Origin of the sequence: Roseburia sp. AF02-12 (genome assembly GCF_003461765.1) — a bacterium.
In the GTDB taxonomy this organism is placed as follows: Bacteria; Bacillota; Clostridia; order Lachnospirales; family Lachnospiraceae; genus Roseburia_C; species Roseburia_C amylophila.
Genome location: NZ_QTXS01000002.1, coordinates 203,030 through 217,071, shown reverse-complemented (window position 1 = coordinate 217,071; position 14,042 = coordinate 203,030). Strand labels below are relative to the sequence as shown.

10 protein-coding genes, 1 pseudogene and 1 riboswitch are annotated in these 14,042 nt (G+C 43.5%); of the genes and pseudogenes, 1 reads left to right on the top strand and 10 read right to left on the bottom strand.

Annotated features, from left to right (window positions below):
* Positions 1 to 246 precede the first annotated feature (246 nt).
* A complete protein-coding gene (locus DV740_RS10635; RefSeq protein WP_118057652.1) occupies positions 247 to 1,956 on the top strand; it encodes a methyl-accepting chemotaxis protein in 1,710 nt (569 codons plus the stop codon).
* 69 nt (positions 1,957 to 2,025) lie between these two features.
* Here the strand turns inward: DV740_RS10635 and DV740_RS10630 are convergent, their stop codons facing one another.
* The 10 genes and pseudogenes from DV740_RS10630 to DV740_RS10585 form a co-directional block, all read right to left on the bottom strand.
* Complete coding sequence (locus tag DV740_RS10630) at positions 2,026 to 3,132, bottom strand: ABC transporter ATP-binding protein (protein WP_118057664.1); 1,107 nt, start codon at positions 3,130 to 3,132, stop codon at positions 2,026 to 2,028.
* A gap of 56 nt (positions 3,133 to 3,188) precedes the next feature.
* A complete protein-coding gene (locus DV740_RS10625; protein WP_022244138.1) occupies positions 3,189 to 4,193 on the bottom strand; it encodes a FecCD family ABC transporter permease in 1,005 nt (334 codons plus the stop codon).
* 6 nt (positions 4,194 to 4,199) lie between these two features.
* Positions 4,200 to 5,345, bottom strand: a complete 1,146-nt coding sequence (locus tag DV740_RS10620; RefSeq protein WP_118057651.1) for an ABC transporter substrate-binding protein — start codon at positions 5,343 to 5,345, stop codon at positions 4,200 to 4,202.
* A 1-nt stretch (position 5,346) separates the two neighbouring features.
* The gene (locus DV740_RS10615; protein WP_022244140.1) at positions 5,347 to 5,595 is read right to left on the bottom strand and encodes a hypothetical protein; all 249 of its coding nucleotides are present in this window, start codon (positions 5,593 to 5,595) and stop codon (positions 5,347 to 5,349) included.
* A gap of 464 nt (positions 5,596 to 6,059) precedes the next feature.
* Positions 6,060 to 7,262: pseudogene (locus DV740_RS10610) on the bottom strand (sirohydrochlorin cobaltochelatase); the annotation flags it as partial.
* Positions 7,263 to 7,425: 163 nt separating this feature from the next.
* Positions 7,426 to 7,636, bottom strand: a riboswitch (cobalamin riboswitch).
* 83 nt (positions 7,637 to 7,719) lie between these two features.
* Complete coding sequence (gene cobI / locus DV740_RS10605) at positions 7,720 to 8,688, bottom strand: precorrin-2 C(20)-methyltransferase (RefSeq protein ID WP_118083005.1); 969 nt, start codon at positions 8,686 to 8,688, stop codon at positions 7,720 to 7,722.
* A gap of 34 nt (positions 8,689 to 8,722) precedes the next feature.
* Positions 8,723 to 10,189 carry a cobyrinate a,c-diamide synthase gene (locus DV740_RS10600; protein ID WP_118057649.1) on the bottom strand — a complete coding sequence of 489 codons (1,467 nt, stop codon included), beginning with the start codon at positions 10,187 to 10,189 and terminating at the stop codon, positions 8,723 to 8,725.
* Complete coding sequence (cobK, locus tag DV740_RS10595) at positions 10,176 to 12,308, bottom strand: precorrin-6A reductase (RefSeq protein WP_118057648.1); 2,133 nt, start codon at positions 12,306 to 12,308, stop codon at positions 10,176 to 10,178. The genes DV740_RS10600 and cobK overlap by 14 nt, the downstream gene beginning before the upstream one ends.
* Entirely contained in the window at positions 12,305 to 13,042 is a 738-nt protein-coding gene (gene cobJ, locus DV740_RS10590; protein WP_118088056.1) for a precorrin-3B C(17)-methyltransferase, read from the bottom strand. The genes cobK and cobJ overlap by 4 nt, the downstream gene beginning before the upstream one ends.
* A complete protein-coding gene (locus DV740_RS10585) occupies positions 13,032 to 14,033 on the bottom strand; it encodes a cobalt-precorrin 5A hydrolase (protein WP_242994297.1) in 1,002 nt (333 codons plus the stop codon). The genes cobJ and DV740_RS10585 overlap by 11 nt, the downstream gene beginning before the upstream one ends.
* Positions 14,034 to 14,042: the final 9 nt, after the last annotated feature.

Below are 14,042 nucleotides of genomic sequence, written 5' to 3'. Positions count from 1 at the left end.
TCCCTTAATGCCTTATTTATGTTCTTCGTCATTTTAGCGGTTCACCGGAAAAATGTCAATTTTCATATGTTTAAACAAATTTGAGGAATAATCAGTTTCCAAGTCACTTATTGTCTAAATAATTTTGACTTATTTCCCATAAAGTAGTAAAATTATGATAAATATTTAGATTTTCGCTTTTACTTTTACTATTGTATAACGCAATTGGTGCCATAGTGCCATTGTATATAACGAAGGAGGAACGTTATGTTTGAGAATCTTAAAATTAGAAAACGTCTGGGGAAGGCATTCCGTATTATCGTGACATCCTGCTCCATCGCAGCCGTCCTTGGTGTGGTTATGCTGATTGTAACCATGACTCTGTATAAGAATGCCCTGAACAATTATGGTTTTTCACAGGGTGACATCGGCAAAGCAATGGTTGCCTTTACCGATACCCGATCTGCCACCCGTGCTATTATCGGATATGATGATGACAGTCTGATTAGTCAGATGTCCGATACCCATGATGAAAGAAAGGCCACTTTTGAACAGTATTGGGAAATCGTAGATGAAGTTACTACCACCAGCAAAGAGCAGGAAATCTATGATTCCATTGATACCAAGCTGGAAGATTACTGGACTACTGAGCAGAAAGCAATTGATACCGGCAAAACAACTGACCCGGGTCAGAGCGCAAAAGCCCAGAATATAATGGTTGATGAAGTAGCCCCATTATATGATGAAATCTATTCCGGAATGAGGGACTTGATGAATACCAAAGTAACAGAAGGAGATCGTTTAGCAGATACACTTTTTGTTGTTTCCCTTATTTTTATCATTATCATTGCTGTAATTATTATCGTATCCATCCTTGTTTCTTCCAAGATGGGAGCTTCCATTGCAAGGGGAATTTCAAAACCTTTAGTCGCACTGGAGAATCGTCTTAGCACTTTTGCACAGGGTAATTTACATGACCCTTTCCCGGAGGTGAAATCCAACGATGAAGTTGCAAGTATTGTAGCCACTTCTACTGAAATGGCCGAAACACTAAACGCACTCATCACTGATGTAGGTGTTCTGATGGAGGGCATGGCAAATGGTGATTACACCATTCAGTCCGAGCATTCCGACAAATATGTCGGTGACTTCGAACAGTTACTGACCGCAATGCGTGGCATGCGTGATGCAATGGTACATACTATCCAGATGATTGGAGAAGCTTCTTCCCAGGTTTCTGCCGGTTCCATGAACCTTGCAGAATCTTCCCAGAGTATGGCAGAAGGTGCTACTGAGCAGGCCGGTGCCGTACAACAGCTTCAGGCAACAATCACTGATATTACAAGTAATATTGAACAGTCCGCTGATCAGGCTCAGATTGCTTATGATCAGGCAAAGCAGTATGCTGCTGAAGCAGAAGACAGCAGTGCTGAAATGAAAGCCATGGTTGATGCTATGGCACGTATTGATGAAACTTCTAAGAAGATTGGAAATATTATTTCTGAAATCGAAGATATTGCTTCCCAGACCAACTTACTTTCTCTGAATGCTTCTATCGAGGCTGCAAGAGCCGGCGAAGCAGGACGTGGATTCGCCGTTGTTGCTGACCAGATTCGTCAGCTTGCAGAGCAGACAACCAAATCTGCTGTAGATACCAGAGACTTAATCGAAGGTGCCCTTCAGGAGATTGCTGAAGGTAATGCTGCTGCAGACCATGCTGCTGAATCTATCGGAAACGTTGTAAATGGTATCCAGCAGATTGCTGAATCTTCCAAGCACATCAGTGATGTTGCTAAGACTCAGGCAAATGCCATGGATCAGGCAGAACAGGGTGTAAACCAGATTTCTGAGGTAGTTCAGTCCAACTCCGCATCCGCAGAAGAGACCTCTGCTACCAGCCAGGAGTTATCTGCACAGGCAACTTCCTTAGATGAACTTGTTGGAAAATTCATCTTACCGGAAGACACTGAACAGTAAAATATACCAAAGCCCGTGAAATCATAAAACAACTTTGATTCCACGGGCTTTTCTTTTATTCCAATTTCTTTATTTCAATTTTCCCTGTTCTTCTGCCAGGCTTCGCAGTTCTTTATTTAACATATTATAAGGTCCGAAATTCTCGCAGGTGCAAATACAGGTTTCACAGCCTGCAAGTATTTTCTTAGCTTCTTCCAGTTGTGCTTCTTCCATCGGATAAAAAGCTTTTGCAGTAATGACTTTTGATGCCAGTGCCGTTGCAACAGGATATTCTACGTCATTTTCAAATAAGATTCCTGCTGCAAATGGAATATGCTCTCTCTGCAGTCTGTAATAGGTTGGTATTGCAGCACCACCGCCTCCGATTACGAATACATTCGGGGCCGCTTTATTTCCCGGCATCTGCATGATTCCAAGCATGGAATCAAAGTTCTTTTCCTCAATTCCATAAAGCTTCTGTACCAGCGAACCCTGAAAGATTTCTTCCGGTGTTCCTATGTGGCTGACGGTGGTTCCATCTACACAGGCTACCATATCCGATACTTTCTGTACCAAGTCAAGTTCATGCAGTGACATCATTACTGCTATATTCCGTTCCCTTGCCAGTTTCCGGATGCTGTTTAAAATATCAAGCTTATAACGGATATCCAGATAAGAGGTAGGTTCATCCAATACCAGGATTGCTGTATCCTGGCAGATGGCTCTCGCCAACATAACACGCTGTCTCTGTCCGTCACTGATTCTTGTAAATGACTGCTCTGCCACCTCTTCCGCATGAACCATGGTAATTGCCTCATCCACCAGTTTCCAGTCCTGCTTATCTAAGATTCCAAGTCTTCCGGTATAGGGATATCGTCCGGTTGCAACCACATCCCGGCAGGACATCAGCTCCGGATGAATATGCTCTGTCATTACCATGGAAAGGCTCTTTGCAATTTCTGCCTCTTTCATTTCCGAGGTTGCTTTCCCGTTCAGGTATACTACACCATCAAGGGATTTCAACTGCTTTACAATACTCTTTAGAATCGTAGATTTACCGGAACCATTCGGGCCAATCAATGTCAATACCCTTCCCGGCTCTGCCATTAGATTGACATTCGAAAGAATGACCTTTTTTCCATATCCAACTGTGAATTTGTCTGTTACAAGCCCCTGTTTTCTTTCAGAAGATTTCATTTTTCCTGCCATGCATTCTTTCTCTGTGGACTCTTTTTTTCCTGCTATCTGTTTTGTCATCCCCGCTCCTCCTGTCTGCGCAGCATCATTACAATTACCACCGGAACCAAAAAGACCGCTGTAACGGTACTGATACTTACTTCTGTCGGTGCAAAGAGTGTTCTTGCGATTCCATCACAAAACAGTGTCACTACCGCTCCCCCCAGAAAGCAGCCCGGTATCAGCACCAGTGGTTTTGCTGTTCCTGTGGCAGATTTTATCAGATGTGGCACCGCAATTCCTACAAAGGAAATCGGCCCTGCAAACGCTGTTACACAAGCCGACAATAAGCTGGATAACAGAATCAGGCTTACCCGGAGCACCGTTATATTAACACCCATATTTCTGGCATAAGTCTCTCCCATCTGATACGCACCAATCGGCTTTGCAAGAAACATTGCCGCAAGAAAGGACAGCAAGGTCAGGATAAATATCATCAGGATATTCGACCAGTTCATTCCGGAGAAGCTGCCCTGGGACCAGTTGTGCAAATTTACGATATTCGAATCATCTGCAAAAGTAACACAGATGTCTGTAATTGCCGAGCAGATATATCCGATTAGAATTCCGCATACAATCAGAAGAGACATTCTATGTACCTTCATGGAAATTAAAAGTACAAATCCCATTGCCAGAAGTGAGCCGGCAAAGGCTGCTGCTACCATTCCAAAAGAACTGATTGTAATTCCCCTTCCCAGAAGATAAATCATTGCCAGTGCTACCATAAGTTTGGCACCGGAAGAAATTCCAAGCACATACGGACCTGCAATTGGATTTCCAAAAAAGGTCTGCAGTAAAAATCCGGAAATGGACAATGCTCCCCCCAGCATGACAGCAGCAAGAATCCGTGGCAGTCTGATATCCCAGATAATATGATAAGCGGTGCCTTCTTCTGTCTGTTTCAGTAAAATATTCCAAAGTTCATCCCATGAAATCGAAATACTTCCAGAACCAATATTCCAGAAAATTAATCCCACCAGCAATATAATAATTGTTATAAAAGAGACTGCATACCGCTTCATTTTCTTTTACCTCAGCTTCTTTAAATATCCTGCTTCTTCTGTATCTGTATTCTGAAATATTTTATTCAGATCTTCCATAAAATCTCCGATTGCCGTGGATTTCTGGAAGAAATTATTTGTGGTACAATAGACATTTCCATCCTGTACTGCCTGAAAATCTGCAAACAGTGCATTCTTCTGCTTCAATTCCTCCAGCGTACTGATTTCGCCTTCAATTGTACTGTTATATATTAAGATATCGGCATTCTTTGCATCTGCATAGAAATCCTCCATCTGTATGTTCATTGTGGAAAGTGCATTTTCTTCTTCGCCCGCCAGTTGTTCCGGCACATAGGTTCCACCGGAAAGAGCAATCATCTGCGCTACATAATCATTTGATTTCCGCACACTGATTGTTCCGTTTGCTGTCACACTGAAAAATGCTACTGTTACATTGCAGCTTTCTTTCTTCATAATCGGCTCTAATTTTTCTAATTCTGCTTCATAGAAAGAATCTGCTTCTTCCTCTTTATCAAATAATACTCCATATAAACGGATCCATTCCAGTCTGCCCAATGGGTGTGATTCATAGCTGGAACGCTCCACAAGTACAGGGATTCCAAGTTCTTCCAACTTTTCTTTTACTTCCGGGTTATGATAAATCATTGTATTTTCAATTGCCAGATTGCAGCCTTCATCCAGAATGAGCTCATAGTCCGGAGTACTGTATTTTCCTGCATATAAAATGTCTCCTTCCTCCATTGCCTGCCTGGCTTCTTCTACATACCAGCCATCTTCCTTCGTTCCGGAAAGCCGGATATCTGACATGGCATCAATCTGTCTTACTAAATCCATGACAGAAGTGGATACCAGATATGTTTTATCCAGCGGCTGCTGTAAAACTGTAACATCCTCCGGTATATTCAGCGGCACTGCCGCTCCCTCCGGAATAAGCAAAAAACGACCGCCATCCACGATCGTAATCATTTTGTACCCGCCATATTCATCAACACTATACTGTGTTGCATAATTTAATTCCATACTCCCGGTCCTGCTGAGAGAACTAAAATCTACGGTATCTGCTTTTTTCTCCTGCTTCTTTGTACCACAGGCACAAAGAGTCAGAAGAAGTATACAGATAACGCTTACTATCATAATTTGTTTTTTCTGCATTTTATTTTACCAGTTTAAAATTCAATGTATATTCAATTTCATGAGGTGTGCTCATTGCAACAGTATCACCCACTACTGCAATGTCACAGTCAAAGCCGGATACCGGAATCGTAAAGGTGGAATTTCCACCCTTGTTCTCATTCAGATACTTCGTTCCATCTACTAACATGTAATCATAGTTTGGACTGCTCCACACAACGGTTGCAGTGATTTTTCCATCTTTTATCACAACCTTCGCCGGTGAATCCACCGTTGCTCTTCCGGTTCCGCCCTCTAAAGTTACTTCTGCCTCATAAGAGCCATCAGCTAATTTTTTTTTTCAGGATTAGAAACAGATACTTTGTGGTCGTACCATTTTCCCTTTGTTCCAATTAATGCAAGGTCAAAGTCTTCATCCACTGCAGGAACCGGAACATCAAAGCCGTATACTTCTTCGCTGGTTCCATCACTGTATTCTACTGTATCTGTAGTCGGCTCAAGAAGCTTGGCTCCATCCTTCTGTGCATCTGCTGCTGTTCCAGCAAATAAATTTACAATGTTCTTAGATGGAAGCGTGATATGTGCTGTCATTTTTCCATCCTTTACCGTAAGTTCTGCCTTGCCTTCTTTTGCTTCATTTACGTGAAACATTGTGCTGTCTGTGTTGAAGTCTACGGTATAAGTTCCATCCTCTAAGGTTGCAGAGGAATTGGAACCACCTGCTGTTGCAAGTGGCTCTGCCTCTAAAGCAGCCTTTGTATGTGCTACATAAATATCCTGGACTGCTTTAATTCTTCCAAGACCTTCAATCTGTGTATCTACACTGTCAAATGCTTTGGATGCTTCAAACTGGCTCTTCCAGGAATCTTCATCATCTCCAGCCATATCGTTGTTTGCGTGGTCTCCGGCAACAACCATTAACGGACGAAGAATTACTTTTTTGTATCCTGCTTCTTTTACTTTTTCAATAACTGCTTCACATGCGGTATCTTCCGGTTCACCTTCTACGGTTCCAACAAATGCATTTTTATAATTCAGTTTCTCTAACTGGGTCTGCATCTGGTCATATGTTACATTTGCAGTATGGGAAGTACCATGTCCCATAAATACAAATGCTGTTCCATCTTCTGCTGCTGCATCCATGCTGTCATATCCTGCAGCCTTAACTGCTTCTGATGTAATTGCTTCTGCAACGGCAGCTTTATCTTCGTTGATTACAGTTGCGTCGCTTCCAACTTCACCTAACAGAGGTTCTGCGATACGGACTGTTTCGAATTTATCCTGATACTTCTCAATTGCTTCTACCAGTTCATCATATTCTGCACCATGCATTAAGTGGGTCGGCTGTACCACAAGATTCTTAACGCCATTGTCTACCGCACGCTCTAATGCCTGATCCATGTTATCGATTTTTTCGTCATCACGGGCCTGTATATGGTTAATAATAATCTGTGCTGTAAATGCTCTTCTTACAGACCAGTCAGGATTTGCTTCCTGTAATGCTTTTTCAATGCCGCCGATATCTGTTGCGCGGCTGTCATTAAAGGATGTACCAAAGCTTACTACCAAAAGCTCATTTTCTCCAATATCATCCTGATTTAAAGGATCATCCTTTGATGCATCTCCGGTATCTCTTCCAAAGTAATCCGGGTCTGCATTTTCTCCGGATACCAGTTCCTTCTGAGCATCTGTCAGTGCATCCCATGCTTCTTTTGCTGCCTTACACTGTGCATCTGTCTCATCAGTTCTTTCCTGCACATAAATTGCATCAATCAATGCTGCTACTTCATCTGCTTTTGCCTGATCATCCTTTTCATCTTCTGTCGAAACAGCTTCTGTTGTTTCAGTTGTCCCTGTTGTTTTCTTATCACCACATCCCGCAAACATGGTTGCAGCCATAGTAAGTGTAAGAACTACAGTCAATGCTTTCTTTTTCATTTTTTTCTCCTTTTCTCATGTTCTGGTTTCACTTACACATGAAAAAACTCCGTTCCATATTGCTATGAACGAAGTAAATGACATACTAACTACAGGAAATACGCTTTACGGATTTCCCTTGTTATCAAACAGTACAGCCAATTACTCGTGACCCGGAATCTCTTCCCGTACCAGATAAACGGCAGGTTTCCTGACTCAAAGATTAACGCTCCGTAATCACCTTCCCAATGTCTGTGCATCAGTGGCGCTTTTAAAAGCCTGACTACGTTACTCCCTTCTTACAGTGACGAGTTCGTACAGGATTTACACCTGTTTCCCTTTTACCCTGCATATGAATGAATTTCATTGCAGGCACCGGTTATCTTTCTATGAAATCGCTACTATACTAACACACTTTTTATTTTTTCACAAGCCATAGTTCACCCCGCCTCAACAATCTTCACCCTTAAAAAGTTCTCTAGCCTTTCAGCCGATGGGTCAGTACCTTCATAATGGCATCATAATGTTCTGCCTGATGGGGATATGTGCAGTTGGTACAAATCTTAAGTTTTCTGCCATTTGTCTCTTTGTACTCCGGTGTTCCCGGACAATGCTCCATTTCATACATCGGGCAGTAGCAGAACATACAGTTAATCTGCTCAATGTCCCTATGGCAGGGATAATAAGCGCATGCACGATTCTCAAAAAAGCGGCTGCTGTTATGCACCGGCTCATCTTTGGTCTTTACAATCACGATGGTAAAATATCCGCTGTTTTCCGGTATGTTATCCACACCGGAAAAGACTTTTTCTTCCTCTTTTCCACAATCAGAAACACTATACACTTCTAACGGACGGATAGTGCTTTCCTTTTGCAGCATTTCTTTTAACTGCTTCAGCTTCCTTCCGGACTTCATATAGATTCTGGTGCCGGAAAATTGTCTCGATTCTTCTATCTCATAGGAACCGGGAATAATATGAATCTGCTCTTCCTTTTCTCCCAGCGAAATGCCAAGTCTTGCTGCCACTGCACAAAAAGACGGTACACCGCTGACCATTTCCGTATGGCCACCATGCTCTTCGATTTTCTGTGAAAGATAAGTATAGGTGGAATAAATTGCCGGATCCCCCAGCGTTAAAAAGGCAACCTTTTCTCCCCTTGCAAGATATGCTTCTATATTTTCGCATATCTTATCATGGGCTTCTTCTAACTTTTTCTCATCTCTGGTCATGGGAAAATTCCATGCCACAAGCTGATGTTTCCGGATGTCCGGCACCAGTTTTTCTACAATCTGAAAAGCATTACACTCTTCTATCGGTTCGGACGGCACTACTATGGTATCGCAGCATTCTATCACCTGAACCGCTTTATGGGTCAAAAGCTCCGGCTCCCCCGGACCTACTCCGATTCCATATAAAATTCCGCTCTGTGCTTTTTCTTTCTGCATCTGTCTTCCTCTTATTTTAAATTATCTTTTACTTCTATTTATCTTTTTGCTTCAATTTCGATTGTTGATACAATCCTGCCTGCTGATAGAAATGCTCCACAAAAGAAGGGTTGGACGGATAATAAAGATGAGGAAATCCCCACCAGTGATTTTCTCCTTCCCAGACACACTCCCAGCTTCTGTTTCCGGTCGGTTTCTTTGCCACGCAGTCCGTTCCATTTTCCGTACTGTCAAAATAATGGAATTCGTGTCCCCGGATTCCTTCTTTTTCCGGCAGGAAACAGCTCTCTTTCTCGGTAAGCTCCACATAGCCAAAACGCACCAGCTTTCCCCGGTAATCTGCATCTGCATCAATTACGCCCGCCATGGAATATTGTCTGCCTTCCATATCCTTCAGTGATTTATGAAGATAAAGAAAACCCCCACATTCTGCCAGTGACGGAAGTCCGCCCCGGATGGCTTCCCGGATGGCTGTCTTCATGCTGTCATTTTCGGATAATTCCTTTGCAAAAAGTTCCGGATATCCCCCTCCTAACAGTAATCCGCTGATATGCTCCGGCAATTTCTTATCATGCAGGGGAGAAAACGGCACCAGCTCAAAGCCCCTTTTTGAAAGCAGTTTCAGGTTCTCCTGATAATAAAAACAAAATGCCTCATCTCTTGCGATGGCAAGGCGGAGTTTACTTTCATGGGTGTCATTTTTTTTGATATCTGCTCTCTGGAATACCATATCATTTTCATAGATATCTGCTCTCTGATATGTCACTTTGTTTTCGTGACTATCAACTTTTGGGGCTGCCGCATCCTTTTCTCCGGCTCCCCCAATTGCTAAAATCCGCTCTATCGATACCGTTTCTTTTAAGCTGTCTGCCCCGCGGCATACCTGTTCTTTTAAATCACGCTTTTCTTCTGGAAGTTTTAAGCCTAAGTGGCGGCTCTCCAGATGAAGCTCCTTCTGTTCGGTAAAACAGCCCAGCACTTCTATGGATAATTTGGTTTCGATTAACTCTTTTAATGACGCATAGAACATTTTGCTGACCCGGTTTAGTATCACGCCCTTTATGATTCCGGCTTTGTCATAGGATAAAAGTCCCTGTATCAGTGGAAGTATCGTTCTTCCCATGCCATGTGCATCAATTACCAGAATCACCGGCAGGGAAACAGAATTTGCCAGGTGATAGGTGGAACCTTCTTCTAAAATTCCGCCAAGTCCGTCATAAAGCCCCATGACACCCTCTACCACTGCAAATGCATCTTCCGGTGTCTCTTCCATAAATATCTCTTTTGTCTTTGTTTCGCCGGTAAAATATGTATCCAGATTTCCGCCCGGCACACCTAAAATCGTCCGGTGAAACATCGGGTCTATATAATCCGGTCCGCATTTAAATGCACAGACATTGACTCCTGCTTCTTTCAAGGCTTCGATTAACGCACAGGTAATCAATGTCTTTCCACTGCCGCTTTTGGGTGCTGCAAGAACTACTCCTTTACGCTTCTGCATCCGCTTCTCCTCCCTGCAAATCAAAGGAACATATCATAACCGGATTTTCCGCCTTTGGCATATAATAAGAGCCAAGCTCATGATAACGGCTGACCTGCATCTGAATCAGTTCAAAACCACAGACCGGAAAACGCTCTTTCACCTGCTTGAATTCTGCCACCGTCTCAAGACTTATAGCATTCATTACAACTCTTATTCTTCTCTTTTTTGCTGCCAGTACTTCTAAAATTTCCATCAAATGTCCACCGCTTCCCCCGATGAAAACATGGGTTGGCTCCTCTAATCCATTGCATGCCTCCGGTGCCATTCCCCGGATAATCTCCATATTTGCTACCTGAAACTTCTCTTTATTCTGTGCCAGAAGTGCTAGCGCCTCTTCTTTCTTTTCAATGGCATAGACTTTGATTCCTTTGGATAAATGGGCTGCTTCCACAGCAATCGAACCCGTTCCGCTTCCAATATCATAAAGCACCGAATCTTTCTGAAGCCGCAGGCTGCAAAGGCTGACCTGACGCACTTCCCCTTTGGTCATTGGAACTTTCCCACGAATAAAGGCTTCATCCGGGATTCCCGGTGACAAAGTTGCCGGCTCTTCCTGCGCTTCCTGTTCCCTGCGCTTTCCCTGCTCCGCACATTCTTCATTCGCTTTCTGTTCTTCCTTCTCTATCATGACAACATACAATCCTTCCTGTTCTATCTCCCTGCATGCTTCCGGTGTAAGCACCATCAGCTTCTGCTGCGGATAAGATAACTGGTACCCCACTGTAATTCTGCAATTCTCTTTATCCGAAAAAAGTGCTCCTAATTTCCTGATGTCTTCTGCTCCGGATACCAAAAGAAACAGCTGCCCATTTTCATGCAGCCTGTGCAGCACTTCTGCCTGCCAGCCATCCGTATCTGTTTTGCCATGTATACTGTAAATTCCGGCATTTTCCCAGCTTACGCCACAGGCTGCTGCCATCATCTGAATGGAAGAAATGCCCGGAATGCTTTGCAAGGTTCCATGAAGTATGCCCTTTTGCAGCGCTTCCTGCAGACAGATTCTTACCTTGCTCCAGCCACTATAAAAACCAATATCCCCGGAAAAAAGGATGACTACCTTCAGTTTTTCATGCACCGCATACTGTCTGCTCTTTTCCTGAAGCCATGTAAGGATTTTATCCGGCAGATAAAGTGCCTCTTTTTCAAGCTTCGGTGTCACCGCCTCTATCAGACGTTTCGCACCTAATACAAGGTCCGCTTCTGCCAATGCTTCCTTTAACCGGACGGTCATCATATCTGCATCCCCCGGTCCGATTCCTGCCAGCGTAATCATAAGCTCCGCCGGTCTTAAGGAAAGGTTTACCCCTGTTAATGTTTCGATTTTCTCACAGACTGCATCAAAGGAAAGTCCGTCTTCCTCTGCTGCCTCCCGACGAATGACCAAAAGCGGGATATGATTTTTTAAAGCTGCTTCTTTTTTTTCTAAAAAGCCTCCGGTAATGCCGCCCTGCTTTGTTACCATACATTTTATCCCGTACTGATGAATCAGTGCATCATTGAATTCTTCAGAAAAAGGTCCCTGCAGTGCCAGAATCTGTTGTGGCAGAATTCCTTCCCTCCGGCAGATTTCAAGACTTTCCAGCCCCGGCAGTACCCGGACATAAAGACGTTTTTTTACTTCTTCCGATTCGGTATATACGGAAAGTTCCTTGCTTCCTGTAGTAAGAAGAATGTTTCCCTTGATTTCCTTTAATGCTTCTGCACAGGCCTCATTGCTGTCAAAGAAACGAAGTCCTGCTTCTTCTGACGCATGGATGCTCCGTTTCAGCCGTAAGTAAGTGACCTCAAGTCCATCCTCTTTCATTCCGACAACGCAGCTTTTTATGGTTCTGGTCACTTCCACCGCATAGGGATGAGTGGCATCGATTACAAGGTCAAAGGATTCTTTCCTTAGATATTCTGACATAGCTTCTTTGGAAAGGCGTCCTTCCTGAATCTTCACCTCTGGATGCTCTTTCATGACCAGCTTTCCATAATCGGTTGCCACCGATACAGTGTGGGCTATGCCTGCTGCCGCCATCAGCTCCGATAATTTTCTTCCTTCTGTTGTTCCTGAAAAAATGATTATTTTTTTCATTGCTCTATCTTATAGCCTCTTGGTGTGATTAATTTTCCATCCTGAATTCTGGTTCTGGAATTTCCAACAAAAACGGTAGTAAACATATTTACTGTTTTACTCTGTAATTCTTCTAAAGTACAGGTAACTGTGCTTTCTCCGTCTCTTCCGATATTTTCCACATAACCGCATGCGCGCTCCGGTTCTATCTCCTGAAGCAGAATTTTGCATGCTCTTTCCAAATAGTCTGCCCGCTTCCGGCTGGATGGATTATAAAGTGCAATAGCAAAATCTCCCCGTGCCGCCATAATCAGCCTCTTTTCAATTAACTCCCATGGTGTCATAAGGTCACTGAGACTGATTACACAGTAGTCATGATTTAATGGTGCTCCAAGAACCGCTGCTCCGCTGTTGGCTGCGGTAATTCCCGGTATCACTTCCAGTGAAATCGCCGGATATTCTTTTCCGATCTCATACATCAGTGATGCCATTCCATAGACACCGGCATCGCCGCTGCATACCATTGCCACGCTTTTGCCTTTTTCTGCTTCCTCAAAACACATTCTGCAGCGTTTTTCTTCCTGCCGCATCGGCGTGGAAAGAAATTCCTTGTCTTGAAAACGTTCTCCTAACAAATCAAGGTATACGGTATATCCGATGATTACGTCCACCTGTTCTAATACTTCGATGGCTCTGCCTGTCATCATCTCTTCATTTCCCGGTCCCATTCCAACAATCCATATTTTATTCTTCATATAAAGTCAGTCTCCAATCTTCTTTTGCTATTGCCAGTGTCATTCCATTTTCCGCTTTTTTCTGAAGCACCAGCCTTCCATTATCCCGGCAGGCTGCCATGGCTGCCCGCTCGCAGACATTGTCTACGCCCACCTGACTTTCCACGAATGCCGATGTATCAAATGTCCCGGGCACCCGGCTTAAGGTCTCTGCGTCAAAGACAAGAAATGGAATGCCATGTTCTGCCGCAAGTTTTAGAATTGCCTTCTCATCCTTCTTTTTATCAATTGAAGCAATCGTCCGTATCTGTTTCCAGTCTACTCCGGCTTCCTTTAAACAGCTTTCTGCAAATGCCTTAAGTTCCTGTTCTTCTTTATTCCTTCTGCATCCGATTCCAAGAATATATTCTTTGGGGATTAAGGTCAATAATGGTTCCGGCTTCTGCCCATCCTCTGGTGTGCCGATTGCCACATCCACTTTGGCAGCATATTCCGGAGCGATTGTCATGGAAAGCTTCTTTTTTTCCAGCACCTTTGCAGAAACCTTCTTAATGCCTTCTTTTTTATCAATGGAAAGGTCATGCTTTTGGGCGAATACATCTATGGCAAAGGCATTATTAATGTCGGTCGCTGTGGTAATTACCGGAACTGCTCCTAATAACTCTGCCAGCTGCAGTGCTATCTCATTTGCACCTCCTACATGCCCGGATAAAAGAGGAATTACATAATTGCCTGCCTCATCCAGTACCAGCACCGGACTGTCTGTCAGCTTGTCCTTAAGAAATGGGGCAATTGTCCGTACTGCAATTCCGCATGCTCCGATAAAAAGGATTACATTTCTTAAAGAAAACTGCTCCTTTGTCCACGCATTCAGATTTTCCACCTGTTTTCTTCCATGATAAGTATGAATTTCACAGGGAAGCTGCTGCTCTTTGGAAAGTCTTTTTATCTTTTCGGCAAGCTCTGCTCCCTTTTCGGTAAAGCTGATGACACTCCATTTCAATGACTGCATTTTCTTTCC

Excerpts from the sequence above, each read along its gene's own strand:
- DV740_RS10635 (WP_118057652.1), top strand. The coding sequence starts at position 247 with ATGTTTGAGAATCTTAAAATTAGAAAACGTCTGGGGAAGGCATTCCGT.
- DV740_RS10630 (WP_118057664.1), bottom strand. The coding sequence starts at position 3,132 with ATGAAATCTTCTGAAAGAAAACAGGGGCTTGTAACAGACAAATTCACA.
- DV740_RS10625 (WP_022244138.1), bottom strand. The coding sequence starts at position 4,193 with ATGAAGCGGTATGCAGTCTCTTTTATAACAATTATTATATTGCTGGTG.
- DV740_RS10620 (WP_118057651.1), bottom strand. The coding sequence starts at position 5,345 with ATGCAGAAAAAACAAATTATGATAGTAAGCGTTATCTGTATACTTCTT.
- cobI (WP_118083005.1), bottom strand. The coding sequence starts at position 8,688 with ATGCAGAAAGAAAAAGCACAGAGCGGAATTTTATATGGAATCGGAGTA.
- DV740_RS10600 (WP_118057649.1), bottom strand. The coding sequence starts at position 10,189 with ATGCAGAAGCGTAAAGGAGTAGTTCTTGCAGCACCCAAAAGCGGCAGT.
- cobK (WP_118057648.1), bottom strand. The coding sequence starts at position 12,308 with ATGAAAAAAATAATCATTTTTTCAGGAACAACAGAAGGAAGAAAATTA.
- cobJ (WP_118088056.1), bottom strand. The coding sequence starts at position 13,042 with ATGAAGAATAAAATATGGATTGTTGGAATGGGACCGGGAAATGAAGAG.
- DV740_RS10585 (WP_242994297.1), bottom strand. The coding sequence starts at position 14,033 with ATGCAGTCATTGAAATGGAGTGTCATCAGCTTTACCGAAAAGGGAGCA.